Raw genomic sequence first — 26441 nt, 5'->3', positions numbered from 1 at the left:
GGGATGACCTCCTCCCCCTCGACGATCACGATGTTCGGCGCCGACTGGTGCCGCGACTGCGTCCGCACCAAGCGTCAGCTCGACTCGCTCGGCATCACCTACACGTACGTCGACCTGGTCCAGGACCCGTCGGCCGCGGATGTGGCCCGCGAGATCTCGGGGCGCACCAACATCCCCGTCGTCGTCTACCCGGATGCCTCGCACCACGTCGAGCCGTCGAACGACGACGTCGAGGCCAAGCTCCGCGAGCTCGAGCTCATCTGACGACCGCCCCGGACTCCGGCCGCTCTGCGGCCTGACGTCCGAGGCATCCGCTCGCATAGGCTGACTGCGTGAGCGAAGGCGTCGAACGCAATACCCGGGCGATCGAGGGCACGGTCGTCACCGACTTCGCCGATCGCATGAGCTACGGGGGCTATCTCGACCTCGGCACCCTGCTGGCGGCCCAGCGACCGCTGAGCGATCCCGAGCATCACGACGAGCTGCTGTTCATCATCCAGCACCAGACCACGGAGCTGTGGCTGAAGCTGGTGCTGCACGAGCTGTCCGCCGCCTGCCGGCTCCTGCGCGAAGACCAGCTCGCCCCCGCGCTCAAGTGCATCGCCCGCGTCAAGCACATCCAGAAGACGCTGACCGAGCAGTGGTCCGTCCTCGCGACGCTGACCCCCGCCGAGTACGCGCAGTTCCGCGGCGTGCTGGGCAACGCCAGCGGGTTCCAGTCGGCGCAGTACCGCGCGGTCGAGTTCACCCTCGGCAACAAGAATGCCGCGATGATGCGCGTGTTCGAGGCCGACCCGACGGCGCAGGAGCTGGTGCGGTCGGCACTCGAGGCGCCGAGCCTCTACGACGAATTCCTGCGGATGCTGGCGCGCTCGGGATATCCGATCCCCGAGGCGATCCTCGAGCGCGACGTCACCGAGGCATGGACGTTCGCCCCCGAGCTGGTGCCGCTGTTCGCCGACATCTACGCCGACCCGCAGTCGCACTGGGCGGCGTACGAGACCTGCGAGGAGCTCGTCGACCTGGAGGACAACTTCCAGCTGTGGCGCTTCCGCCATCTCAAGACGGTCGAGCGGATCATCGGGTTCAAGACCGGCACGGGCGGCTCCAGCGGCGTGCCCTTCCTGCAGCGGGCGCTGCAGCTCACGTTCTTCCCCGAGCTGTTCGCCGTCAGGACCGAGATCGGGCGCTGACATGCATGCGGATCCCTTCGCGCTGCGGGCGCTGCTCGGGCCTTCGGCCGCGCTGTGTCGGCGCGCCATCTCGGGCGAGAGCGGCGTCTCTCTGCCGCCGCTGATCGACCACCACGTCCATGTGCACCTGATCGACGAGCATGCGCTCCCGCAGGGCGGGATCGCCGGCGTGCTCGACCTCGGCGGCGATCCCATCGGCTTCGCCCGGCGCAGCGGCGGCGGCATGCCGCGTGTCGCCTACGCCGGCGCGTTCCTCACCGTCCCGGGAGGTTACCCCTCCGGTCGGCCGTGGGCGCCCGACGAGATCGTTCGACTCGTCGCTGACCCGTCGGCGCGCCCCGGGATCGCCGGGGGCGCGGCGACCGCGGTCGACGAGCAGGCCTCGTTCGGGGCATCCGTCATCAAGGCGTCGCTGAACTCGACGGTCGGCCCGGTGTTCGATGCGGCGACGCTCGAGGCGATCGTGGTCGCCGCCCACAGGCACGGGCTGCCGGTCGTGGCGCACGTGGAGGGCGAGGGGATGACGCAGCTGGCGCTCGATGCCGGCGTCGACGCGCTCGCGCACACGCCGTTCACCGAGGTGCTCGACGACGACCTGATCGGCCGGGCGGCCGCAGCGGGACAGCGGTGGATCTCCACCCTCGGCATCCATGACGACCCGGCCGCTGCGGCGAACGCGCTCGCGAACCTCGAGGCGTTCGTCGCCGCCGGCGGCACCGCCCTGTACGGCACCGACCTCGGCAACGGCGAACGCCGCTTCGGAGTGCTCGTCGACGAGGTCGCCCTGCTCGGCCGCGCCGGAGTGCACGGCGAGGCGCTCGTCGAGGCGCTCTGCGACCCGTGGCCGGCCGACGTGCCCGCCGGCGTCTCGACCTTCATCCCCGGTCCGCCCCCGATCTCGCTCGACGATGTCGTCGCGTGGCTCGGGCGGGCGACCGTCGTCCCCTCCGAGGAGCTCATCCATGACGACCACTGAACCCACGGCACCGCCGACGGCGGCCGACCTCGAGGCCGAGGCATCCGCCCTCGACGCGGCCGATCCGCTGCGGCACCACCGCGACGCGTTCGTGGGGGCCGAGACGTCGCTCGTGTACTTCGACGGCAATTCGCTCGGGCGCCCGCCGCGGGCGAGCGTCGAGCGACTGGCCGCCTTCGCGCGCGACGAGTGGGGCGGGCGCCTCATCCGCGGGTGGGACGAGTCGTGGATGCAGCTGCCCTTCACGATCGGCGACACCATCGGACGTGCGGTGATCGGCGCCGCACCGGGGCAGACGGTCGTCGGCGACTCGACCACGGTGCTGCTGTACAAGCTCGTGCGTGCGGCGTTCGACGCCCGGAACGCGGCCGATCCGGCGCGGGTCGAGATCGTCGTCGACCGCGACAACTTCCCCACCGACCGCTACCTGGTCGACGGCATCGCCCGCGAGCGGGGCGGGGTCGTGCGCTGGATCGACGTCGATCTCGACGCCGGAGTGACCGAAGACAGCCTGCGTGCGGCGGTGGGCCCGGCGACGGCGGTCGTGCTGCTCAGCCACGTCGCGTACCGCTCCGGCTATCTGGCCGATGCCGCGGCCTTCACCGCGATCGCGCACGACGCCGGCGCGCTCGTCGTCTGGGACCTCTGCCACTCCGCGGGCTCCGTGCCGGTGCTCGCGGACGAGTGGGGCTTCGACCTCGCCGTGGGATGCACGTACAAGTACCTCAACGGCGGGCCGGGCTCGCCCGCCTTCGCCTACGTCGCGACCCGGCACCAGGATGCGCTGGCGCAGCCGATCCAGGGGTGGATGGGCACGGCCGACGTGTTCGCGATGGGCCCCGAGTACCGCCCGGCCGAGGGCATGCGACGCTTCCTCTCCGGCACTCCGCCGATCGTCGGCATGATCGCGATGCAGGACACGCTGGCCCTGATCGAGGACGCCGGAATCGATGCCATCCGCGCCAAGTCCGTCGCCCTCACCGGCTTCGCGGTTCACGCGGCCGATGAGCTGCTCGCGCCGCTGGGCGTGACGGTGGCCTCCCCGCGCGACGCGGGAGCGCGCGGCGGGCACGTCACGCTGTCGCATCCGGCGATGCGGGCGGTCACGGCGCGGCTCTGGTCCGAGGACGTCATCCCCGACTACCGCGACCCCGACGGACTCCGCATCGGGCTGTCGCCTCTCTCGACCAGCTTCGCCGAGACGCTCGCCGGGATGCGGGCCGTGCGGGCCGCCGTGGCCGACCTCGCCTGACGCGCTCGCCACGGCGCCGACGCCGGTCGGTGGGTCCCCGGGTCGGAGGCGTTGTGCACAGCGGCGCGGCGGTCGTGAGCAGCTGACCTACACTGGCGCGATGAGCACCGACGCTCCCGACGCCGGCGCGGCCGAGGCAGCCTCCCGCGCCCCCCACGACCGCCTGAGCAAGGGCACCATCGCCCGCTATGCCATCGGATCGATCGGCACGGGCGGGTTCGCGACGCTGCCCGGCCTCGTCCTGACGTACTACCTGACCGACTCGCTCGGCGTCGCCGCGCTCGCGGCGGGCGTCGTCATCACGCTCGCGAAGGTCTGGGACGTCATCGTCGACCCGATCATCGGAGCCCTGACCGACCGCGATCTCGCCCGGCACGGCACGCGGCGACGGCTGATGCTCATCGGCGCGTTCAGCATCCCGGTGCTGTTCGCCCTGACCTTCGCCGTGCCGCCCGCGCTCGGACCCGCGGTCGCAGCCCTGTGGGTGTTCCTGGCCTTCACCCTGACGGCCACCGCGTTCAGCCTGTTCCAGGTGCCCTACATCGCGCTCCCGGCAGAGCTGACCCCGGACTACGACGAGCGGACGCGTCTGCTCACGTGGCGCGTGGTGGTGCTGACGCTGGCGATCCTCCTGTTCGGAGCGGGGGGCCCGGCGCTGCGTCGCGCGGCCGACGACCCCGTGGCCGGCTACCTCGTGATGGGCATCGTCGCCGGCCTCGTGATCGGCCTCGGCATGCTCGTCGCGACGACGGTCGCCCGTCGGCCGGTCACGCCGACGACCCTCGGCGCCACGACGGACGCGCCCCTGCCGGCCGCCGCGCGCGCGAGCCTGCGCGAGCACTACGCCGACGGCATCCGCGCCCTCCGGCGGAGCCGGCCGTTCCGCACGCTGCTGTCGACCTTCGTCCTGCAATCGCTCGCGACCGGGCTCATGCTCGCCGGAGCGCAGTACGTCGCCACGTGGGTGCTGCACTCCGAGGCGGCCGTCGAGCTGCTCTTCGTCGCCCTCATCGCCCCCGCGCTGTTCGCGGCGCCGGCGTGGGGCGTGCTCGCGCGGCGCATCGGCAAGGAGCGGTCGTTCACCATCGCGAGCACCGTCTTCGGGGCCGCGGCGCTGTCGATCCTGGGCGTGCTGTGGGCCCCCGGCGACTGGATCTACGTACCGGTCGGCATCGCGGGCATCGCGTACGCGGGCATGCAGTCGCTCCCGATGGCGATGCTCCCCGACGTGATCTCGCACGATGAGCGCACGCACGGCGCTGGACGCGCCGGGTCGTTCAGCGGGGTGTGGACCGCGGGCGAGACCGTGGGCTTCGCGCTGGGCGCGACCGCGCTGTCGATCATCCTCGCGGTCACCGGCTACATCTCGTCGACGGCGGATCAGACGGTGGTGCAGCCGGATGCCGCGGTCACCGGCATCGTCGTCAGCTTCAGCCTGGCTCCGGCCGTGCTCATCGCACTGAGCCTCGTCGGCCTCGCCCGCTATCCGCTGCGTCGCCGCGACATCGAGTCGCAGCCTGCCTGAGATCGCGTTCCAGGCGAGCGACGTACACTGAGAACCCCGCCCGAAGGAGAGCGCCCGTGCCCAAGGCCGCCCCGGCAACCGCCGCCCCTGCTCGCGCGAAGGCGCCCGCCCTCCCCGAAGAGGTGAGCGGCCCGCTCGACATCGCGATCGCCGACCTCGACGTGGGCGCCCGCACGTGGAGCCACCTCACGCTCGACCAGCGAGCGCGTCTGCTCGATCGCATCCGCGCGTCCGTGGCCGCCGTGGCGGAGGAGTGGGCAGACGTCGCCTCGACGTCGAAGGGGATCGAGCCGGGGCATCCGCTCCGCGGCGAGGAGTGGCTGTCAGGACCGTACGCGACCCTCGTCGCGCTCGACTCCTACCGCTCGACGCTGGCGGCGCTCGCGAAGGGCGAGAGCCCGTTGAAGGGCGTGAAGACGGATGCCGCACCCGGCGACCGCGTGCGCGCCCACGTCTTCCCGCTCACGCCCGTCGACGGAATGCTGCTGTCGGGCTACACCGGCGAGGTGTGGTTCGAGCCGGGCGTGACCGACGCCGAGGCGCGCCGCGGGGCCGGCCTCGCACAGCTGACCCCGACCGAGGCCGGCGGTGTCGGGCTCGTGCTCGGCGCGGGCAACGTCACCTCGATCCCGGTGCTCGACGTGATGTACGAGCTGCTCGCGCACAACCGCGTCGCGATCCTGAAGGTGAACCCGACTCAGGACGCCCTCGTGCCCGTGTACGAGCGCGCGCTCGCCCCGCTCATCGAGCCCGGGTTCCTGCGAATCGTCCGAGGAGGCGGAGATGTCGGCGGCTACCTCGCCGAGCACCGCGGCATCGCGCACGTGCACATCACCGGGGCTGCCCCCACGTTCGACGCGATCGTCTGGGGTCCCCCCACGGGCTCGGGTGCGGCGGCCACCGCGCGTCGCAGGCGCGAAGACCGCCCGAAGCTCAAGAAGCCGATCACCGCCGAGCTCGGCGGCGTCTCGCCGATCATCGTCGTACCGGGCGAGTGGAGCGATGCCGATCTCGCCTTCCAGGCCGAGCACGTCGCGACGATGCGGCTCTACAACTCCGGCCACAACTGCATCGCCGGCCAGGTCGTGCTCCTCAGTGCCGAGTGGCCGCAGCGGGAGGCCTTCCTCGACGCGCTGCGCACGGCGCTCGACGCGGCCCCGGCACGGCCGGTCTGGTATCCCCGGTCCGACGCGAAGCTCGCGGCCGCGGCATCCGACTACCCCGCCGCGGAGCGGTGCGGCGACGGCACACGCATGCTCGTGGAGGTCGAGGCGGGCGGTGACGCCACGGCGCTCGAGACGACGGAGTACTTCGCCCCCGTGCTCGGGGTCGTGGCGCTGCCCGGCAACGGGCAGGAGTTCCTCGACGGCGCCGTCGCCCACGCGAACGACCGGCTCGTGGGCACCCTCGGCGCCAACGTCATCATCGATCCGCTCACCCAGGCCGCGCTCGGCGACGGCTTCGAACAGGCGATGGCCGACCTCCGGTACGGCACGGTGTCGATCAACTCGTGGACGGCCTTCGGATTCCTCACCCCGACGCTCCCCTGGGGCGGATTCCCCGGCGCGACGCTGCAGAACGTCGAGAGCGGCATCGGGGTCGTGCACAACGGCCTCCTCCTCGATCGCATCGAGCGGTCGGTGACCCGTGGCCCGTTCCGGCCGTTCCCGCGCTCGGCGGCGCCGCGTGCGCTGGGCGCATCGAAGGGGCGGTCGTTCTCTGTGCTGCCGAAGCCGCCGTGGTTCGTGACGTCGCGCACCGGCGCGGCCGTGAGCGAGGGCTTCACGCGCTTCCGCATGGACGGCAACTACGCCAAGCTCGCGGCGACGCTCGTGCAGGCGTTCCGCGCATGACCACCAGCCCCCCGCTCATGTCCCACTTTGCCCCGCTATCCGAGGCGCAGAGCGGTTCAAACCGGGACATGATCGAAGACGAAGTGGGACACGCATGACCCGGCGAGGGCGGGGCGCCGCACCCCGAGGCACACGCGGGGCGACGGAGCTGACAGCGGACTATATCGTCGTCGGAGCAGGATCGGCCGGAGCCGCCCTCGCTGCGCGCCTCAGCGAGGACCCCTCGGTCTCGGTGCTGCTGCTCGAGGCGGGCGCGCCCGACACGGCGCTCGAGCTGCACGTGCCGGCCGCGTTCTCGAAGCTGTTCCGCGGTCCGTACGACTGGAGCTACGACACCGTCCCCCAGGAGAAGCTCGAGGGGCGCACGATCTTCTGGCCCCGGGGCAAGACGCTGGGGGGCTCGTCGTCGCTCAACGCGATGATGTGGGTGCGCGGCTTCGCCGCCGACTACGACGAGTGGGCGGATGCCGCGGGCCCGGCCTGGTCGTGGGACTCGCTGGTGCCCTACTTCCGCCGCGTCGAGCGCACGCAGGATCCGGCCGACGCGACTCAGGGGTCGGACGGCCCGCAGTCCGTCGAGCACCAGCGCGACCCGAGGCCGCATACCGCGGCGTTCCTCGCCGCGGCGCGTGAGGTCGGGCATCCGGTCACCGCCCCCAACCTCGCCGAGGGTCAGGGTTTCAGCCAGACGATGGTGTCGCAGCAGCGCGGCGCGCGGGCCTCGACCGCCGACGCGTACCTCCGGCCCGCCCGGAAGCGCCGCAACCTGCGGGTGGTCACGGGGGCGCTGGTGCGGCGGGTGACGTTCGCCGGCTCGGGTGCGGCCACCGAGCCCGCCGAGGCTCCCGCTGCCACCGGCGTCTACGTCGAGATCGACGGCGTCACCCGGCACGCACGCGCCCGGCGCGAGGTGATCCTCTCGGGCGGCGCCATCAACACGCCGCAGCTGCTCATGCTGAGCGGCATCGGCCCCGCCGAGCACCTCGCCGAGCACGGCATCCCGCTCCTCGTCGACGCGCCCGACGTCGGGGCGAACCTTCAGGACCACCTCGTTGCGGGGCTCGCACCCGAGGCCGACGGCGGCACGCTGTTCGGCGCCGAGAGCCCGGCCCAGCTCGTGCGCTACCTCACGAAGCGCACCGGGATGCTCACCTCCAACGTCGGCGAGGGCTGCGGGTTCGTGCGCACCGACGTCGCCGACCGCGCCGGCATGACCGATGGCCTGCCCGACATCGAGATCATCTTCGCCCCCGTCCCCTACGTGGGCGAAGGGCTCATCCCGACGCCCGGCGAGGGCATCACGCTCGGCGCGATCCTGCTGCGGCCGCGCAGCCGCGGGACGATCCGCCTGGCGTCGGCGGACCCGACCGCGAAGGCCGTGATCGACCCGGGCTACCTCACCGACCCCGAAGGGATCGACGAGGCCACGATGCTCGCAGGCCTCGCCGCGTGCGAGCGCCTGATCGACACCGACGCTCTGCGCGCCGTGACCACGGGTCGCTGGATCCAGCCCGACGGCGGCGAAGCCATGACCCCGGGCGAGCGCGCCGAGCTGTCGCTGCGCCGCTACTCGCACACGCTGTACCACCCCGTCGGCACGGCCCGGATGGGGACGGATGCCTCCTCCGTCGTCGACCCCGAGCTCCGCGTGCGCGGGGTCCGAGGTCTGCGCGTGGCCGACGCATCCGTCATGCCCACCGTGATCCGCGGCCACACCAACGCCCCCGCGATCGTGATCGGCGAGGTCGCCGCCGACCTCATCCGAGGTCGCTGAGCCGATCCGTTCGCCCGACACGTCCCCGGTGAGACCGGGTTCGGGGCGCACCACGTCATACGGGGCGTCCCGGGCGCACCACGTCATTCGGGGCGCGTCCCGGGTTCGGGGCGCGCCACGTCATTCGGGGCGTGCGACACCCGCCCCAAAGACCGAAACACGCCCCAAACCCCCGCCAGGCCGGGACCGGGCCACCCGGACCCCCGGCACCCCGGACCACGCCGCGCCGGGCGCGGGAACGCCGAAGGGCAGGCCCCGCGGATGCGGGAGGCCTGCCCTTCGAGAAGACGTGCGGAGTCAGCGACCGCCGGCGCGCCGGTTGCCGCCGTTCTGACGGACGACCGAGCCGACCATCAGCTTGCCGCCGCCGGCGCCGCCGCCCGAAGCGCGACGGTTCGGCGTGCGCGGGTTGCCCTGCGCCGGCTGAGCCGAACGGGTGTGCCCGGCGCTCTGGTCGGCGCGCTGGTGCCCGCCCTGCGCGCGATCCGACGCCTGGCCGCGACCTGCGGACTGACCGCGGCCCGCGCCCTGGCCCTGCGAACGACCGGAGGCCGAGGCATCCGATCCGCGGCGCTGGCCGTTGCCACGACCGCCGCCGCCCTCGCGCGCGGCGCGCTTGCGCTGGGCGTTGGCGCCCTGGCTCGTCCCGCCGCCACGGGTGGGGTGCTGGACGGGCTCGGGCTTGACGTACGCGGCGACCTCGCCGACGAGCGCGGCGACCTCGGCCGACTTCGCCGTCACGCGGACGGGCGTGACCGTGATGGCCGCCTTGCGCAGCAGCTGCGCGACGTCCTTGTCCTGGCCCGGGAGCACAAGGGTGACCACGGCACCCTCCGCCCCCGCGCGGGCCGTGCGGCCCGAGCGGTGCAGGTACGCCTTGTGCTCGGTGGGGGGATCGACGTGGATGACCAGCTCGACGTCGTCGACGTGCACGCCGCGGGCGGCGACGTCGGTCGCGACGAGCACCTTGGCGGTGCCGGCCGAGAACGCGGCGAGGTTGCGGTCGCGCTGCGGCTGCGACAGGTTGCCGTGCAGGTCGACGGCGGGGATGCCGTCGGCGGTGAGCTGCTTCGCGAGCTTCTTGGCGTGGTGCTTCGTGCGCATGAACAGGATGCGGCGGCCGGTGCCCGAGGCGAGCGCCGTGACGACGTCCTTCTTCGAGTCGGTGTCGCTCATCGTGAAGACGTGGTGGGTCATCGCGGCGACGGGCGAGTTCGCCTCGTCGACGGAATGGAGCACCTCGTTCTGCAGGAAGCGGTTGACGAGCTTGTCCACGCCGTTGTCGAGCGTGGCGCTGAAGAGCAGGCGCTGACCGCCCGACGGCGTCGCGCCGAGGATGCGGGTCACGACCGGCAGGAAGCCGAGGTCGGCCATGTGGTCGGCCTCGTCGATGACGGTGATCTCGACGGCGTCGAGGTGGGCGTAGCCCTGCTTCATGAGGTCTTCGAGGCGGCCAGGGCAGGCGACGACGATGTCGACGCCGGCGTTGAGCGCCTGCACCTGGCGGCTCTGGCTCACGCCGCCGAAGATCGTGGTCGTGGTCAGGCCGTAGGCCTTGGCGAGCGGCGCCAGGACGGCGTCGATCTGGGTCGCCAGCTCGCGCGTCGGGGCGAGCACGAGTCCGAGCGGGCGGCCCTTGCGGCGCGAGCCGCCGGCGAGCTTTCCGCCCAGGCGCGCGACCATGGGGATCGAGAAGGCGAGGGTCTTGCCCGAGCCGGTCTTGCCGCGGCCGAGCACGTCGCGGCCTGCGAGCGTGTCGGGGAGCGTGTCGACCTGGATCGGGAACGCGGTGGTCTTGCCCTGGGTCGCGAGGACGGCGACGAGGGGCTGGGGCACGCCGAGCGTGCTGAAGGAGACGTCAGTCATTGAGGAGTTTTCTCCGGGCGCGCATACGCACCCTGGTCGGTGGCCGGTGGCGTATCTCGCCCACGGGTCGCCGTACGAAAGTTTTCAGCCGACGGCATCTGGTCGGGCATGGCCCGGAGACGGCGGCGAGGGAAGCGTTCTACGACGCAAGAAGCGCATGATGCGCTGCAAGTGCTTCCACCCTACCAGGGCTGGGGCGCCGCTTCCTGGGCGACCGCCTCGCCCGGTTCGTCCCCCGTGTCGTCGGCGGACTCCTGCTCGTCCTCTTCGCCCGTGTCGGAGCCGGATGCCGCGAACCGGTCGGTTGCGGCGCGCAGCGCGGCGGCGATCCCCGGCTCGGACGCGGAGTGTGAGGCATCCGGAACTATCACGAACTCGGCCTCCGGCCACGCGCGATGCAGATCCCACGCGGTCATCGGCGGCGTGCAGACATCGTAGCGGCCCTGCACGATGACCGCCGGGATGCCTCGGATCGCGTCGACGCCGGCGATGAGCTGGCCGTCCTCGAACCATCCGCCGTGCATGAAGTAGTGGTTCTCGATGCGCGCGAACGCGGTCGCCGCGGCCGGCTCCGTCATGTCGTCGACGAGCCCCGGGTCGGGGAGGAGGGTCAGGGTCGACGCCTCCCAGCGCGACCACGCGATCCCGGCCTGCGTGTGGACCGCCGGGTCGGGGTCGAAGAGCCGGCGGTGGTACGCCTCGATCATCCGCGACCGCTCGAGCACCGGGATGGGCGCGATGAAGTCCTCCCACAAGTCGGGGAAGATCGCCGAGGCTCCGCCCTCGTAGAACCACTCGAGCTCGTGGCGGCGCAGGGTGAAGATGCCGCGGAGCACGAGCTCGGACACCGATTCGGGGTGCGCCTGTGCGTATGCGAGCGCCAGGGCGCTGCCCCACGATCCGCCGAACACCTGCCACTGCGCGATGCCGAGGTTGCGGCGCAGCAGCTCGATGTCGGCCACCAGGTGCCACGTCGTGTTGTGCCGCAGGTCGGCGGTCGGCTCGCTGGCGTGAGGGGTCGAGCGGCCGCACCCCCGCTGGTCGAACAGCACGATGCGGTAGCGCTCGGGGTCGAAGTACCGGCGATGCCACGACGACGTGCCCGCGCCCGGGCCGCCGTGGAGGAACACGACCGGCTTGCCGTCGGGGTTGCCGCTCTGCTCCCAGTAGACCCGGTTGCCGTCGCCCACGATGAGCTCGCCGGTCTCGTGCGGCTCGATGGGCGGATAGAGGATGTCGTCGAGGTGTTCGTTCACAGGCTTCCCCCCGGAATGCCGAATGTCTCGCAGGCGCTGACACCGCTCTGCATGCCCTTCTCGAACCACCGCTGCCGCTGTGCGCTCGAGCCGTGCGTCCAGCTGTCGGGATTCACGACGCCGCCGGACTCCTGCTGGATGTGGTCGTCGCCGACCGTCTGCGCGGCGTTGATCGCGTCGGCGATCTGCTGCGGGGTCGGCGCTTCAAGGAAGGGTACGCCGTTCTCGTCGACCTGGTTCGTCATGTCGCCCACGAACGCGCCCGCGAAGCAGTCCGCCTGCAGCTCACGCCGCACGCCGTTGCTGTCGGGACCGGTGCCGTTGTCCGGATGGTCCTGGATGATCCCGGCGATGTTCTGCACGTGGTGCCCGTACTCGTGGGCGAGCACGTAGAGCTGCGCGAGCGGACCCGCGGTCGCGTCGAACTGCTGCCGGAGCAGGGCGAAGAACGTCGGGTCGACGTACACGGTCTGCTCCGGCGGGCAGTAGAACGGACCGGTCTGATTCGACGCGGTGCCGCACTGCGTGCCGGTGGCACCGTCGACCACGATCAGCTGGGGCGGGGTGTAGCCCTGCACCTGGCTGTCCCAGAACTGGTCGAGGACGACCTGTCCGGCCGCGAGCCGGCAGTCGTCGCGCTCGTTCGCGTCGGCGCCGGTCTGGCACTGCTCGATCGTCGACTCGTCGCCGTTTCCCGTCGTCGCTCCGCCTCCGAGGAGACCCGAGAGGTCGGTGCCCGTGAACAGCTGGAACAACAGCACCGCGATCGCACCGATGCCGGCGATGCCACCCCCGGCGAGCGCCGCGCCGCCGCCCCGACGCCGCGCGGTGCTCCCCCCGACGCTGGCGTTGTCGTTGAACGTCATGGCCTCACGGTACCCCCGGCACCCATTCCCGGCGAGGAGCCTTGACACGGCAATAGGCTCGGAACATGGCGAGCGCACCCACGACCGTGACGATCACCGGCGCCGGCGGGCAGATCGGCTACGCCCTGCTCTTCCGCATCGCGGCCGGCGACATGCTCGGCGCCGATCGTCCGGTCCGGCTGCGCCTGCTCGAGATCCCGCAGGGCATGCGCGCGGCCGAGGGTGCCGCGCTCGAGCTGCAGGACTGCGCGTTCCCGCTGCTTCACGGCGTCGAGCTGAGCGACGATCCTCGTGTGGCCTTCGACGGCTGCGGCATCGCCATGCTCGTCGGCGCACGCCCCCGCGGACCGGGGATGGAGCGGGCCGACCTGCTCGCGGCCAACGCCGGGATCTTCGGCCCGCAGGGCGCAGCGATCGGCGAGGTCGCCGCAGACGACGTGCGCGCGGTCGTGGTGGGAAACCCCGCGAACACGAACGCGCTCATCGCCGCGGCATCCGCTGCCGGCGTTCCCGCCGACCGCTTCACCGCGCTCACCCGCCTCGACCACAACCGGGCCGTCGGACAGCTCGCCGAGGCGCTCGACGCCAACCCCGGCGACGTGCGCGGGGTGGCGATCTGGGGCAATCACTCTGCGACGCAGTTTCCGGATGTCGCGCACGCGGCCGTCGGCGGCGCACCGGTCGTCGAGGCCCTCGCCGAGCGACTGGGCGGGCACGACGCCGCCCTGGCCTGGCTCGACGACGTGTTCATCCCCCGCGTCGCGAAGCGCGGGGCCGAGATCATCGAGGTGCGCGGCTCGTCGTCGGTCGCCTCGGCGGCCAACGCGGCCATCGAGCACGTGCGCGACGAGCAGCGCGGCACAGGCGGCGCGACCACCTCGGCGGCTGTCGTCTCGCGCGGCGAGTACGACGTTCCCGAGGGCCTCGTCTGCTCGTTCCCGGTCACGTCCGACGGCGCCGGCTACCGGATCGTCGAGGGTCTCGCGCTCGATGACCGGTCCCGCGCCCGCCTCGACGCGTCGGTCGCCGAGCTGGTGGCCGAGCGCGACGCCGTCCGGGCGCTCGGAGTGCTGTAGGCCATGGAGTACCTGGTCCTCGCGATCCTGGCCGTCGTCGTGATCGCGCTGGGCACGGCGATCGCGCCGAAGCTCAACGTCGCCGGTCCGCTGGTGCTCGTGCTGATCGGCGTCGGGGTCGGGCTGCTCCCCTTCATCGACATCCCCGAGATCGACCCCGAGTGGATCCTCGTGGGCGTGCTGCCGCCGTTGCTCTACTCCGCGGCCGTCGCGCTTCCGGCCATCGAGTTCCGCCGCGACTTCGGTCCGATCGCCGGACTGTCGTTCCTGCTCGTGATCATCAGCTCCATCGTGCTCGCGTTCTTCTTCGTGCTCGTCATCCCCGGCCTGAACCCCGCGATCGCGGTCGCCCTGGGCGCGATCCTCAGCCCGACCGACGCCGTCGCGACATCGATCGTCAAGCGCCTCGGCGTCTCGCGGCGGGTCGTGACCATGCTCGAGGGCGAGAGCCTGCTCAACGACGCGACGGCCCTCGTGCTGCTGCGGACCATGGTCGCGGCCGCGGCTCTCGCGACGGCCGGCATCGCGGCCGAGGACGGCGTGGGCGTCGGCTTCCTCCCGGCGTTCGCGTGGGGAGTGATCGTGGCCGTCGTCGTGGGTGGACTCGTCGGCTACCTGAACCTCCGCTTCCGCTCGCTGATCGGGCACTCCGCGGCGAACACCGCGGTCGGCTTCGTCATCCCCTTCGTGGCGTACCTGCCGACAGAGGCCCTCGGCGGCTCGGGACTCGTCGCGGCGGTCGTCGCCGGCATCGTCACCGGCCAGGGCTCGGCTCGGTGGTTCACGCCCGAACAGCGGATGTCGGACGAGCACAACTGGCGCACGATCGAGCTCATGCTCGAGGGCGCGGTCTTCCTGCTGATGGGCCTCGAGCTCAAGCAGATCGTCGAGGGAAACATCGAGAACCACAGCGGCATCGGCACGGGGATCGGCATCGCGCTGGGCGCCTTCGCGATCATCGTCGTGGTCCGCGCCGCGTACGTGAGCGTGCTGGTCTGGCTGCAGAGCCGCCGCGCGCGCGGACGACAGCGCCAGCGCCTCGAACAGATCGGGGAGCGCATCGACGAGATGGCCAGCGGGGCTGCCGCGGTGATCGACTCGCGGCTCACCGGCCGACGCCGCGGCCGCGATCGCCGCGGCGAGGCATCCCCCGACGACCCGCGCACGCAGCGGCGAGTCGCCTCGATGCGCACGCGGGTCGCGCGCGCGATGAGCGACCTCAACTACTACCAGGCGTCACCCCTCGGCTGGAAGCACGGCGCGGTGATCGTCTGGGCGGGGATGCGCGGAGTCGTGACCCTCGCCGCCGCGCAGACGCTGCCCCGCGACACCCCCGAGCGCGAGCTGCTCATCTTCGTGGCGTTCGCGGTGGCGATCGGCAGCCTCATGCTGCAGGGATTCACCCTCCCCTGGCTCGTGCGGATGCTGCGCCTCCAGACCTCCGGAGACAACCAGCTCGACCGCGCCGAGCAGTCCGCCCTCGACGACGAGCTGCGCGAGGCCGCCGTGGCTGCCATCGCCCATCCGAAGCTGAGGCGGCGCAACGGCGAGCCGTTCCCCGACGAGCTCCTCGGCACCGTCAGCGCGCGGATGTACGACCCGCCCGACGACGACGCGACCACGACGGCTCGCGACTTCCTCGAACTGCGGCTCGTCCTCATCGAGGCCATGCGTCGCCGGCTCAACGAGCTCTCGTCGGGCGGCGAGTTCAGCACGCCGGCGCTCCGCCACGCCCTCGCCGAGCTCGACGCCGACCAGCTGAGCCTCGAGCTGCGCCTCGACGACCAGGACTGACGCGGGCGCCGAGGTTTTCGGGAGAGAATGGGCACGGCGAAGGAGCGTGGCATGAACGGTGCAGTCCCGGGGGACGCGATGGCGACGGATGCCCCGACCCTGCGCGCCGCGTTCACACCCGACTCGGCATCCGCCCAGACGAGCCCCGTCCACCTGCCGCACGCGGCGGCGGAGTGCCCCAAGTGCTTCACCGAGCTGCAGCGCGACCGCGACTGGTGGCTCGCCCGGCCGGCCGGCTCCCGGCTCGTCGGGCTCGTCATCTCGCGCGACGACATGCCCTCGGTGGTCGAGCAGCGCAACGACCTCACACGGTTCGGCGTGCCGATCGAGGGGTTCCGCCACCCCGCGCCCGAGACGCTCGAATCGTGGGAGGAGCGCCTCGTGCGCCTCTTCGGCACCCTCGTGCGCGGAGACGTCCTGGTCGTCTCGAACGTCCATGCGCTCGGCCGCGACATCGACGAGGAGACGCGCACGGTCGCCGAGCTGCATCGGCGCGGCGTCGTCGTCAAGGTCATCAGCCACGGCGGACGCCACCTCTACGACACCGGTCGCTGACCCCGTCGGGCTCAGTCCTCTTCGAGGCTGGCGTTGCGCTCCTGGTCGAGCAGCGGCAGGTCGTCACGCGTGACCAGCCGTGCCGCGATCGCGTGCTCGACCAGGCGCACCCGGCGATTGGTGGCGTAGGAGCTCACCCCACCGCGCAGGCCCGGCACCCCGATGCGGTCGAGCTTGTCGCACACGTTGTCGAGCTTGCGGTTGAAGCGTGTCAGCGTCCAGCCGAGGCGCTCGGCCGCCTGGGCCGAGGTCGGCAGCTCGCTCATGCCGGTGCCTTCGCGCCGGATCACCGGCTCGGCGAGGGCGAGGATCATCACGCGCTGGCTGTGCGTCAGCGGGACGTCGCCGATCGTGCTCAGTCCGTCGTCGTCGCCGAACGTCTGGGTCTCGCGGAACGCCGGCTCGGACACGTTGATGGTGAGCTCGTACGTCGTCGGCCCCGCGCTGAAGATCACGGCCGTCGCCGCGAACACGAGCGGGAGCCGGGCGCCGGGCGCGAGCCAGGCCTGCACGCGCCCGCCGGCGTCGGTGACCGTGGCCGACAGCCGGCTGCCGACGTTCGAGAGCAGCCAGAGACCGTCGATGTTCTCGATGGTCAGGAAGTGGCGATGCAGGAAGAGGTTGTCGTCGATCGCGAGGTCGCCTTCGCGACCGACCGTGAACACGGCGTCGGGTTCGACCGTGAAGGCCTCGCCGGCGAATTCGATCGTCAGCTCGTCGGCCGCACGGGCGGTCATGGCACGCATCCTCTCACCGGATCGGAGGACTGCCCGTTCTCGCGGACGAGCAGCACGTCGATGCACGTGGTGCCCGACGGGTCGGCGGGCACCGTGGCCTCGGTGGCCGTGATCGGCTCGAACTCGGGCTCCTCGTCGGGACGCGTGACGACGCCGACGAGATACCGGTCGCCGTCGCGCGGTTCGGGGTTGGTCCAGGTGAAGGCGACGCCGCCTGTGACGACCGTGCCGGTGACGTCCTCGGGCTCGGGGACGACCGCGGAGATCGGATCCTGCGGGTCGGAGGACGTGACCGGCGTCGGCTGCGTCCCTCCGCCGAGCAGGCCGGGGAGCGAGACGCCCACGACCACCGCGAGGAGGAGCACCAGTCCGCCGGCGCCGAGCCCGATCCACAGGCCCCGGCGCGATCGCGTCGCGGAGGCGGTGGTCGCGGGAGCCGGGACGGGGGCGACGGGGGGCTGGGTGAAGACGGATGCCGGGGCCCGGGCCACGGTCTCGTCCACGGCGGCCGCCACCTCGACGGGCGCCCGGCGGCGGGTCTCCGCCGCCGCCGGTGATGCCGAGGCGCGGATGACTGTCTGGGAATCGGCGGGCTCGTACACGGGCGGCGCGACGGGCACCCGGGCGGCGCTCGGAGTCGTGGCCGCCGACGGGCGGGTGCGGCCCGCGGCCGGCGTCGTCTGCGGCGAGATGCTCACGACGCCGCGGACGCGCGTGAGGCCCTCGTCCTCGTCCTCCACAGCGTCGTCGGCGATGCCGTCGTCGAGGATGTCGATCGGCGTGACCGAATGCGACAGCTCGATCTGCACCTTCTGCAGCGCCCGGGCGAACGCGATCGCGGAGTCGTAGCGGTCGACGGAGGACTTGGCCATCGCACGCCCGAGCGCATGCTCGAGCGACGCGGGCACATCGGCGCGGCCGAGCGGCGGGAGCGGCATCGTCTCGATCCGCTGGATCAGCTCCGCCGCCGTGTTGCGCTGGCCCGGCAGCTCGAAGGGCGAACGTCCTGCGAGCAGCGTGTAGACCGTCGCGGCAAGGGCGTACACGTCCGACTGCGGATCGCTCCGCGGCACGTCGGCGAACGACTCCGGCGGCGACCATGGGATCGACAGGCCCGCCGACTCGGCGGCCGCGCTCGTGGTCGACGCGATCCCGAAGTCGGTGAGCGCAGGGCGGTTGTACTCGGTGACGAGGATGTTCGCCGGCTTGATGTCGCGATGGAGCACACCGGCACGGTGAGCGGTCTCGACGGCGGCCGCCACCTGCACGCCGACGCGAAGTGACTCGGCGATCGAGAACGGCTCCCGCCGGTACCGCACCTGCAGGTTGGGCTTGGGGCAGTACTCCATCACGAGATACGGCCGGCCGTCACGGGCGACGCCCGCCTGGTAGATCGTGACGATCGCGGGGTGCGTCGAGAGCATGGCCATGACGTTCGCCTCGGCGGTGAACTCGCTGACCGACCCGCTCGACATCCGCTCGGTGAGCAGCACCTTCACGGCCACCCGGCGCTTGGGCAGCGCCTGCTCGTAGAGGTACACGTCGGCGAAGCCGCCCGAGCCCAGCACGTCGACGTAGGTGAAGCCGGGCAGGTCCGGCGGCGCCATGGGCGCGCGCTTGGAACTCACGGGAGATCCTCGATCGCCACAGTGATGCCGTCGCCGAGATCGATGACGTCACCGGGCACGACGACGGTGCCCTCGCCCGGGTGCAGGCGCATCGGATCGACGCCGGGGCGGAGGAGGGTCGTGCCGTTGGTCGTATGCAGGTCGGTGGCCAGGATGCTGTCGCCCTCGACGCGCAGCTCCACATGGCTGCGCGAGATGTCCTGCTGCGGGCTGTCGACCGCGACGAGATGCGGCAGGTCGGTGCCCGACACGCGCGTCGACCGCGGCCGGCGGCCGATGACGACCGTGCGGTCGAGCGTCATCACCTGACCGGTGGAGACGCGGATCCGCCCGGGAGCGGGTGGGCGAGGCGGGGCGAGAGGCGGGGGCGCCGAGTCGCCGTTGCGCTGCGCGCGGGCCTCGGCCAGCGAGATCGTCTCGCCGTCGTGATCTCCCTGCACGATCGCGGCAGGCTCGTCTCCGCGGACGATCGTGGCCTCGAGTGCCGGATCCGGCGCGGGCACGGGCGCATCTGCATCGGGCTGCGATGTCATGGTCGAGTCGGCCGGCAGGAGCGTGTCGGCGAGCGACATCACGGCCGCCGAGTCGATGAGCCCGGGTGTCGTCGTGATCGGCGTCGCCGTGTCGGCTGGCGCCGGGGAGGGGACGGATGCCACGGCCGACGCTCCCGGCACGAAGGCCTCGCGGCCACGGCCGGGTGAGGCGGCGGCTGCCTTCGCCGGCGGCTCGGGTGCGGGATCGGGGTCCACGGCGGGCTCGGCGCGGAGCGCGGCGACATCGGGCCCCACGTCGTCGGGCTTCGCAGGCTCGGCCTTCGCGGGCTCGGGCTCCGCGGGCGCGGGCTTCGCAGGCTCGGGCTTCGCAGGCTCGGGCTTCGCAGGCTCGGCCCTCGCGTGGACCGGGCTCACGACCACGTCGGCCGCGCGCTCGGCGAGAGCCGCCCGGGTCGCGCCCGGAACCCACACCAGACCGGCGGCGAGCACGACGCCGTCGGCCACGGGGAACTCGGCGGGCGCGGCATCCGCTTCGCCCACGAGTGAGACCCGCGATGCCTCGGCGATCACCCGCTCGGTCCACGTGGTGACGCCCTCGCCGGAGACGTGCTCGGGAGTGGGCGCGTCGACGTCCAGCGCGAACCCGCCGCGCACGGCCAGGCGCACCGAGCCTCGTTCGGCCAGCGCGACGGCGAACGGCGGCACCGCGGACAGCGACGTGCCGTACGCGCCGGTGAGCGCCTCGAGCACGCCTCCCAGACCACGGCCATCCGCCACGAGCGCGTGGATGCGCGCCGCGAGAGCGGGCGACGTGTCTTCCGCCAGCACCACGATCCCGTGCGGGGTGACCGCGACGGGGTGCGCGCCCGGCGAATAGTGGACGGACATCAGTACCCTCCTGCGGCGACGACGCGGGGAAGCGTGTCTCCGTCGATCTCGTCCGCGACGATCGCCGACGGCGCCGTGTGGTCGCCGGGACGGCTCGCGCGCGAGCGGACCGCCGTCGCATCGACCACCAGCGCCGTGATGTTATCGCGTCCGCCCCGGAGCATGGCTTCGTGGACGAGGCGCGTGGCGGCCGACTGGGGGTGCGTCTCGGCCACGAGGATCGCGTGGATCGCCTCGCCGTCGAGCTCGGTCGAGAGGCCGTCCGAGCACACCAGGATGCGGTCGCCGGCCTCGGCGGGGATGAGCCAGTAGTCGGCGTCGGCGTCGCTGCCGGCGCCGATCGCACGCGTGATGACGTTGCGACGCGTGTCGCGCGCGGCGGCATCGGGGTCGAGCTGACCGGCGTCGATGAGCTCCTGGACGACCGAGTGGTCGACGCTGATCTGCTCGAGGTGCCCCTCGCTCAGGCGGTACGTGCGCGAGTCGCCGAGGTTGATGGCGAGCCAGTAGCCCTCGCCGTCGACGTCTGCGATCACCACGCCGGTGAGCGTGGTGCCGGCTCCCGCGCCCTCGCCGGGAGGGAGGCCCTCCACGCGACGACGTGCCCGCGCAAGCGCGGCGCGCACGTCGTCGATTCCGAGGCTCGCGCGACCGGCGAAGCCTGCGAACTCATCGATCACGGTCGCACTGGCGATCTCGCCCGCGTGGTGACCGCCCATGCCGTCGGCGACGAGGAACAGCGGCGGCGCCGCGATGTACGAGTCCTCATTGATTCGACGACGAAGACCCGGATCGGTCGCCGACCCGAACGCCACCGTCATCGGCGCGGTCATGATCCGGTGCCGATGATCGCGGTCCGGTCGCCGAGCTCGAGGCGGTCGCCTGCCCGGAGGAGCGTCGGAACTCCGGCGGTGAGCGGATGCCGTCCGCCGTCGCGCACGAGCACGGTGCCGTTCGTGGAGTGCCGGTCGGCGACCCACGCGCCCGACGCGTCGCCTCCGATCTCGAAGTGCGTCTTCGACAGCGACAGCGTCTCGTCGCGAACCGGCACGCTCACGATCCCCGGCTCGACCGCGGGGTTGCGGCCGTACCGCGTGCGTCCGTACACGGCCATGCGCGTGCCGTCGTCCCAGGTGAGCACCGCGATGACGGGCGCGTCGTCGAACAGGGCCGCGCGCTGCGCCGGCGGCGGCGCGATCGCCGCGGTCCGGGGCTGGTCGACACGGCCGACGGTCGTCGCGATGGGTCGCGTGGCAGGACCGGGCACCTGCGGGATCAGCACCGCAGGTGGAGCGGATGCTGGGGCCACGGCGACCGCGGACGGTGCTGTGTGAGCCGGCGCCGCATGTGCCGGCGCCGCGTGGGCCGGAGCGGAGGTGAACACGCGGGACGGCGCGGGCGCGGCGATCGACGGCGCCGGGGCGGGCACGGCGTGCGCCGGTGACGGGGGGGTGTGGACCGGGCGAAGCGGGGCCGGAGGCAGCGCCGCATGTGCCGGAGCCGCGTGGGCCGGCGGGGCGAGGAACCACGGGTGTGGCTCGAGGGCGGGCGACGCCGCGGCGGTCGGCGGCGCGGCCAGGGCGGGGCGCGCTGACGCACGGGGCGAGGCATCCGTCCCGCGCATGTCGACGACGATCGCCCCTCCGGCGCTGTCGTGCCAGCCCTGGCGGCGCGGGGTCGCGTCGAAGAGCGGCGTGAACCAGCCCACGAAGATCGCGCACGACAGCACCCACACCACATTGCGCCAGAGGGCGCGCCAGAATCCGACCACGACCGGCGCGGCCGAGTCGAGGAGCCGCAGGTCGAGCGCGCGCTGTCCGACCGAGCCCCGACCGCCCTGCATCGCCGTGCAGACGACGGCCCAGGCGAGCATCCCCGCCCAGGCCGCGACCAGGGCGAGGGCGAGCGCCAGGCCGAAGGTGCGCGGAGCGGCGGCCGCGCCCATCGCGAGGGCGACGCCGACGGCGACTCCGGCGAAGGCGACGCCGACGCCGTACGCGACGGCGAGATCGATCGCGCAGGCGCCCGCGCGCCTGCCGATCGACGCCGACACGGCGGCGAGGGGTGGGCTCGTGGTCATTCGCTCTCCTGGGGGGCGTGGGGCTCGGGTGCCCGACTGGACGACTTCTCACCGCGCTCGCGCGGCGCGCGGGCGGCCCGCGGCTCTCTCGGCGCCCGGGCGGGGAGCGCGAACCTGGTCCCGGCGAGGAGCGACCGCACGTTGAGGCGGGCGGTCACGCGGTTCCACACCGAGCGTCCTTCGCCCATGTCGCCGACGATGTCGTCGACCTGGCGCCAGAACTCCGCGACGTCCTCGGGGGTGGGATCGGCGGGGCCGAAGACCTCGAGATCCGCCCGCGCCGCGAGCGTGACCACACGCGGCTCGGCGAACGCCGTGCCGACCGCGCCGGCGTCCTCCGCACGCGTGCCGCCGGGGCGGACCGCAGTGCCGTAGTCGGTGGCGCGATCGACGAGCTCGTCCCACCCGCCGCTGATGCGGTCGGCCGCGCGCTCCGCCTCGCGGCGACGGCGGCGGCGGGCCGCCTTGAGGGCGCCGATCACGACGAAGGGCGCCGCGAGCAGGGCCAGGAGTCCGAGCACGCCGACCCCGATCGCCGCGATCAGCGCGAGGAGGGCGGCATCGAACCCGCTCTCGTCCTCGGACTCGCGATCGTCGGGCACCGTCGGCGGCAGATCGACCGGCTCCTGCGGCGGAGGCGGCGGCTGCAGCACCTGCGGCTTGGGGTCGGCCCGCGGCTTCGTCGTCTGGTCGTTCGGCACCTGGTCCTCGGGCGGCGTCGGGTCGAAGGTCACCCAGCCGTGATCCTCGAACGCCACCTCGACCCACGCGTGGAGCGTGTCGCCGGTCGCCGTGAACACCGGGTCGCCCGAGGCATCCTCCTCGGGATAGAACCCCATGACCACCCGCGCCGGGATGCCGATCTCGCGGGCGAGGAGCGCCATGGCGGTGGCGTACTGCTCGTCGTCGCCGACCATCTGATCCGATCCGAGCAGCGTCGAGATGCGCTCGGCGCCGTGCCCTGCGCGCGAGAGCACCTCGCCCTCGAGCCCGTGGCTGAAGAACCCGCCCTCGGCGAGCATCGTCTGCAGCGCCCGCACCTGCTCGACCGGCGTCGTCGCCTCGGCGACGGCCTCCGAGGCGATCTCGGCGAAGTCCTGCGGCACGCCGTGCTGGTCGGGGAGCGACACCGGAGCGAAGTCGTCGTCGGCGAGCGCGTCGTCGCTCGGCGACCCCGGGACGACGGTCTCGAGCGTGTACGCGTCGCCCGCACCCAGCTGCTGGGTGACGACGGCCGTCTCGGTGCCCTCGTTGTAGTAGGCCGAGCGCCGCAGATCGTCGGCCCGATCGCCGTCGAACGCGATGGTGCGCACGGCGCCGACCTCGGGCATCCAGACCCCGTCCAGGGCGGCGACCTCGACGCGCACCGTCGCGGGCGTGCCCTCGGCGTCGGCCGACATGTTGCCGCGCACCGGGCTGAACGCGCTCGAGGTGCCGGCGCCGTCGTCCGACACGTTGTACACGGTGCCGTCGTACGCGTCCATCGTGGCGAGGCGCACGCGCGCCTCCTTGGGCATGCCGGAGACGGTGAACAGCGGCTCGTCGGGGAAGTCGCGCACGAACGCCCGGAAGGACTGCATCGGGCTCGGGTACTCACGCACGTCGAACGGCGGGATCACGACGTCGCGCAGCACGTATCGCGGACTCTGCGGCGCGGCCAGCGCGCTCGTGGCCACACCGATGAGCGTCGCCACCACCACCACGGCACCGCCGAGGAGCAGCCGGCGCGCCGCCACACCGCGCACCGGGACAGCGTCCTCACCGAGCGGGACCGCACCGGTGCCGTGCTCCCAGCTCTGACGCACGGCGAGCCACACGGTGGCGACGAGCGCGAACACGACGCCCTGCACGACCGGCGCCGCAGGCTGCGAGGTGCCGAGTGCGATCTGCACGCCGAGGAACGCCCCGGCGGGGAGCAGCGCCCACGCCGGCGAATGCAGACGCAGCGCGAACGACGTCGTCAGCACCGCGGCGACGAGGGCCAGGAGGAACGGCACGACGAGATGGCCGTCGGATGCCGCGACCGGCGCCACGGTCGTGAGCAGCTGCTTCCATGACGTCACGATCCCGAGGCCCAGCTGTCGCAGGGTGTCGAGGGTGGGCACGACGCCGAGCACCGTCGTGTGTGGGAGGGCGAGCGCTCCGCCGAAGACGAAGTACGTCAGCAGGGTGAGCCCCGCGAGGGGGAGGATGCCCCAGCGAAGCCACGTGCACAGAGCGGCGAGCCCCACGCCGATCAGCGCGCCGCCGACGGCGGCGGGCAGGTAGGTCGGTCCGCCGAATGTGGGCCAGAAGCCGATGAGCGGCACGGCGAGGAGGGCGGCGACGGCGCTGAGATCGAGCACCCACCGCCGCGTCGGGAGCATCGCTCGGGCGGTCACGAGAGCACCTTCCGCAGCGCCGCGGGAAGCTGCTCGAGCGAGCCGACGGTCACGACGTCCGCGTCGCCGATCCGGCGCAGCGCCGGGGTCGACCCCGCCTCGGCCACGACCGCGAGGGTGCGGGCCCCGAAGGGCAGTCGCGCGCAGGCCGCGCGGAGGCTGTTGGCGTCGACGCCGCTGCCGCACACCAGCACGACCACGCTCGCCAGGGGCAGGGTCGCCGCCACGTTGCCGGCGAGGTCGACGACACCGCCGGCGCGGGGCCGCGAGTGCACGACCCCCGACAGCGAGTCGAGGAACTGCTTGCCGGTGCCCGACGGCAGCGCGCGCTCCTGCACCCGCACCTCGACCCGCTGCGAGTCGCGCAGGGCGCGCAGGCCCAGCGACCCGGCCGCCGACACCGCGAGCTCGAACTCCTCGTCGTCGCGGTACTCGCCCGGATGCGTCGACAGGCCGATCACGAAGTGCGATCGGCGTGTCTCCTCGTACTGGCGGACCATCACGGTTCCGGTGCGGGCCGTCGACTTCCAGTGCACGTGGCGCAGGTCGTCGCCCGGCTGGTACTCGCGCAGGGCGTGGAACGACACGTCGTCGCGCGACAGATCGGTGGCCGGGAGCCCCTCCAGGTCGCGGAGGAAGCCGAGCGACTGCCCGTCGAAGCGCACCGTGCGCGGGTGGACGAAGAGGTCGACCGGCTCGTCCTTGCGGTGCACGCGCTCGAACAGCCCGAGGGGGTCGCCGCGCACGACGCTCACCGGACCGACGGCGACGACCGCCCGCCGTGTCGTCGGGATGGCGAAGAGCTCCTCGGCCGACGCACCCGGGGCGAGGCGGTTCACCTCGAACTCGCCGCGCCCGGCGCCGACCGGCAGCACCACGCGGGACGGGAGGATGGCGCGACCTCCGGAGTTCGACAGCGTCAGCGCCCCGACCGCCCGCTCCCCCACGATGACGCGGGTGCGCGTGAGGTCGAGGGTCACGTCGTAGGCGGTCCGGCCGATGAGGAACAGCGCGCACAGCGCGAGAAGCACGGTGAGGACGACCGCGGCGACGGTGAGCTCCCACCAGCCGAGCGAAGGCCCCGCGATCCACAGCACCGCTGCACCGGCGATCAGCACCCAGGCGGCAGGGCGGACGACGCCGAGCACGCCGCGCAGCCGTCGCGCGACGCGGGCGGCGATCTCGCCCCACCACTCCCGGCGGTCCTGCGAGCGGACCGCCGAGCCGAGTGCTTCCGTCGTCATCAGGCCGCGGACCTCGCCTGCGGCGCTGCGACGTCCTCCATCACGCGCGAGATCACGGTCTCGGCGGACGTTCCGGCGAACTCGGCCTCGGGGTCGAGCACCAAACGGTGCGTCCACACCGCCGCGGCGAGCGCCTTGATGTCGTCGGGAGTGACGAAGTGACGGCCCTGCGCCGCAGCCCAGACCTTCGCGATGCGGATCATGGCGAGCGAGCCTCGGACCGACACCCCCAGGCGGGTCGCGGCATCCGCTCGGGTCGCCTCGGCGAGCTGCGCCGTGTAGCGCAGCACCGCTGCCTCGACGTGCACCGTCGAGGCCAGGTCGGCCATGTCGGCGACGGCTCCCGTCGTGATGATCGCGGACAGGCTCGCCGACGGGTTGCGGTCGGCCGCCCCGGCGAGGATGCGCTCGGCGGCCGCGAGGTCGGGGTAGCCGATCGACGTGCGGATGAGGAAGCGGTCGAGCTGCGCCTCGGGGAGCTTGTAGGTGCCGGCCTGCTCGATCGGGTTCTGCGTCGCGATCACGAGGAACGGACGGCCCGCCTCGTGCGTGACGCCGTCGACCGTGACACGGGACTCCTCCATCACCTCGAGGAGCGCCGACTGCGTCTTCGGCGAGGCGCGGTTGATCTCGTCCGCGAGGACGATCGACGCGAACACCGGACCCTTGTGGAACTCGAATCGGTGCGAGGTCTGGTCGTAGATCGTCACGCCGGTCACGTCGGAGGGCAGCAGGTCGGGGGTGAACTGGATGCGGCTGCTCGTGCCCTGCACTGTCGCGGCGAGCGCCTTGGCGAGGCTCGTCTTGCCGGTGCCCGGGGCGTCTTCGAGGAGCACGTGACCCTCGGCGAGCATCGCGCTGAGCGCCAGGCCGACCACCTCGCGCTTGCCGAGGAGCGCGCGGTCGACGTTGTCGACGAGCCGGGCGAAGGTCCCCTGGAACCAGGCGGCCTGTTCGGGGGTCATGGTCATCGTGTCGTCCTGTCCGTTCTCGTTCTCATCGT

At 72.8% G+C, this 26441-nt stretch carries 21 protein-coding genes; 10 read left to right on the top strand and 11 right to left on the bottom strand.

What is annotated here, in order from left to right; all coding sequences use genetic code 11:
* The first annotated feature begins 3 nt into the window (after window positions 1–3).
* From EER34_RS07035 to EER34_RS07005, 7 genes are all read left to right on the top strand, one after another.
* On the top strand, window positions 4–264 hold the full coding sequence (locus EER34_RS07035; protein WP_127473789.1) for a glutaredoxin family protein: 261 nt from the start codon (window positions 4–6) through the stop codon (window positions 262–264).
* 68 nt (window positions 265–332) lie between these two features.
* Window positions 333–1193, top strand: a complete 861-nt coding sequence (gene kynA, locus EER34_RS07030) for a tryptophan 2,3-dioxygenase (protein ID WP_240642164.1) — start codon at window positions 333–335, stop codon at window positions 1191–1193.
* Window position 1194: 1 nt separating this feature from the next.
* The gene (locus EER34_RS07025) at window positions 1195–2169 is read left to right on the top strand and encodes an amidohydrolase family protein (RefSeq protein WP_127473788.1); all 975 of its coding nucleotides are present in this window, start codon (window positions 1195–1197) and stop codon (window positions 2167–2169) included.
* Window positions 2156–3421: a kynureninase gene (locus EER34_RS07020; RefSeq protein WP_127473787.1), complete on the top strand. Its 1266-nt coding sequence runs from the start codon at window positions 2156–2158 to the stop codon at window positions 3419–3421. Before EER34_RS07025 ends, EER34_RS07020 begins: the two co-directional genes overlap by 14 nt.
* Window positions 3422–3521: 100 nt before the next feature.
* Window positions 3522–4946 (top strand): MFS transporter, encoded by a 1425-nt coding sequence (locus tag EER34_RS07015; protein WP_127473786.1) that lies wholly within the window; start codon window positions 3522–3524, stop codon window positions 4944–4946.
* Between the two features lie 56 nt (window positions 4947–5002).
* The gene (locus tag EER34_RS07010; RefSeq protein ID WP_127473785.1) at window positions 5003–6799 is read left to right on the top strand and encodes an aldehyde dehydrogenase family protein; all 1797 of its coding nucleotides are present in this window, start codon (window positions 5003–5005) and stop codon (window positions 6797–6799) included.
* Between the two features lie 94 nt (window positions 6800–6893).
* Complete coding sequence (locus tag EER34_RS07005) at window positions 6894–8573, top strand: GMC family oxidoreductase (protein ID WP_127473784.1); 1680 nt, start codon at window positions 6894–6896, stop codon at window positions 8571–8573.
* A 297-nt stretch (window positions 8574–8870) separates the two neighbouring features.
* Here the strand turns inward: EER34_RS07005 and EER34_RS07000 are convergent, their stop codons facing one another.
* The 3 genes from EER34_RS07000 to ypfJ all read right to left on the bottom strand — a co-directional run bounded on the left by EER34_RS07000 (window position 8871) and on the right by ypfJ (window position 12561).
* A complete protein-coding gene (locus EER34_RS07000) occupies window positions 8871–10439 on the bottom strand; it encodes a DEAD/DEAH box helicase (protein ID WP_127473783.1) in 1569 nt (522 codons plus the stop codon).
* Between the two features lie 182 nt (window positions 10440–10621).
* Window positions 10622–11695 (bottom strand): prolyl aminopeptidase, encoded by a 1074-nt coding sequence (pip, locus tag EER34_RS06995; protein ID WP_127473782.1) that lies wholly within the window; start codon window positions 11693–11695, stop codon window positions 10622–10624.
* Window positions 11692–12561 (bottom strand): KPN_02809 family neutral zinc metallopeptidase, encoded by an 870-nt coding sequence (gene ypfJ, locus EER34_RS06990; RefSeq protein WP_127473781.1) that lies wholly within the window; start codon window positions 12559–12561, stop codon window positions 11692–11694. The genes pip and ypfJ overlap by 4 nt, the downstream gene beginning before the upstream one ends.
* A gap of 65 nt (window positions 12562–12626) precedes the next feature.
* On the opposite strand from ypfJ, the gene EER34_RS06985 reads away from it, so the two are divergent.
* From EER34_RS06985 to EER34_RS06975, 3 genes are read left to right on the top strand one after another with little or no spacing between them, the layout of a single operon-like run.
* Window positions 12627–13637 carry a malate dehydrogenase gene (locus EER34_RS06985; protein ID WP_127473780.1) on the top strand — a complete coding sequence of 337 codons (1011 nt, stop codon included), beginning with the start codon at window positions 12627–12629 and terminating at the stop codon, window positions 13635–13637.
* Between the two features lie 3 nt (window positions 13638–13640).
* Window positions 13641–15431 carry a cation:proton antiporter gene (locus tag EER34_RS06980; RefSeq protein WP_127473779.1) on the top strand — a complete coding sequence of 597 codons (1791 nt, stop codon included), beginning with the start codon at window positions 13641–13643 and terminating at the stop codon, window positions 15429–15431.
* Between the two features lie 51 nt (window positions 15432–15482).
* On the top strand, window positions 15483–15986 hold the full coding sequence (locus EER34_RS06975; protein ID WP_420845964.1) for a recombinase family protein: 504 nt from the start codon (window positions 15483–15485) through the stop codon (window positions 15984–15986).
* An 11-nt stretch (window positions 15987–15997) separates the two neighbouring features.
* Here EER34_RS06975 and EER34_RS06970 read toward each other — a convergent pair whose 3' ends face one another.
* Genes EER34_RS06970 through EER34_RS06935 form a run of 8 tightly spaced genes read right to left on the bottom strand, consistent with a single transcriptional unit; the run spans window position 15998 to window position 26409 of the window.
* On the bottom strand, window positions 15998–16732 hold the full coding sequence (locus EER34_RS06970; protein WP_127473778.1) for a hypothetical protein: 735 nt from the start codon (window positions 16730–16732) through the stop codon (window positions 15998–16000).
* The gene (locus EER34_RS06965; protein WP_127473777.1) at window positions 16720–18351 is read right to left on the bottom strand and encodes a serine/threonine-protein kinase; all 1632 of its coding nucleotides are present in this window, start codon (window positions 18349–18351) and stop codon (window positions 16720–16722) included. The genes EER34_RS06970 and EER34_RS06965 overlap by 13 nt, the downstream gene beginning before the upstream one ends.
* A complete protein-coding gene (locus tag EER34_RS06960; RefSeq protein WP_127473776.1) occupies window positions 18348–19733 on the bottom strand; it encodes an FHA domain-containing protein in 1386 nt (461 codons plus the stop codon). The genes EER34_RS06965 and EER34_RS06960 overlap by 4 nt, the downstream gene beginning before the upstream one ends.
* A complete protein-coding gene (locus EER34_RS06955) occupies window positions 19733–20566 on the bottom strand; it encodes a PP2C family protein-serine/threonine phosphatase (RefSeq protein WP_127473775.1) in 834 nt (277 codons plus the stop codon). The genes EER34_RS06960 and EER34_RS06955 overlap by 1 nt, the downstream gene beginning before the upstream one ends.
* On the bottom strand, window positions 20563–21813 hold the full coding sequence (locus EER34_RS06950) for an RDD family protein (protein WP_127473774.1): 1251 nt from the start codon (window positions 21811–21813) through the stop codon (window positions 20563–20565). Before EER34_RS06950 ends, EER34_RS06955 begins: the two co-directional genes overlap by 4 nt.
* A complete protein-coding gene (locus EER34_RS06945) occupies window positions 21810–24194 on the bottom strand; it encodes a transglutaminase TgpA family protein (protein WP_240642163.1) in 2385 nt (794 codons plus the stop codon). Before EER34_RS06945 ends, EER34_RS06950 begins: the two co-directional genes overlap by 4 nt.
* Window positions 24191–25438 carry a DUF58 domain-containing protein gene (locus EER34_RS06940; RefSeq protein WP_127473773.1) on the bottom strand — a complete coding sequence of 416 codons (1248 nt, stop codon included), beginning with the start codon at window positions 25436–25438 and terminating at the stop codon, window positions 24191–24193. The genes EER34_RS06945 and EER34_RS06940 overlap by 4 nt, the downstream gene beginning before the upstream one ends.
* Window positions 25438–26409 (bottom strand): AAA family ATPase, encoded by a 972-nt coding sequence (locus tag EER34_RS06935; protein ID WP_127473772.1) that lies wholly within the window; start codon window positions 26407–26409, stop codon window positions 25438–25440. Before EER34_RS06935 ends, EER34_RS06940 begins: the two co-directional genes overlap by 1 nt.
* Window positions 26410–26441 lie beyond the last annotated feature (32 nt).

It is taken from the genome of Microbacterium sulfonylureivorans, assembly GCF_003999995.1.
GTDB classification, from domain to species: Bacteria; Actinomycetota; Actinomycetes; order Actinomycetales; family Microbacteriaceae; genus Microbacterium; species Microbacterium sulfonylureivorans.
Note: the sequence above shows the minus strand (reverse complement) of the source record. Positions and strands in the feature narration are given on the sequence as shown.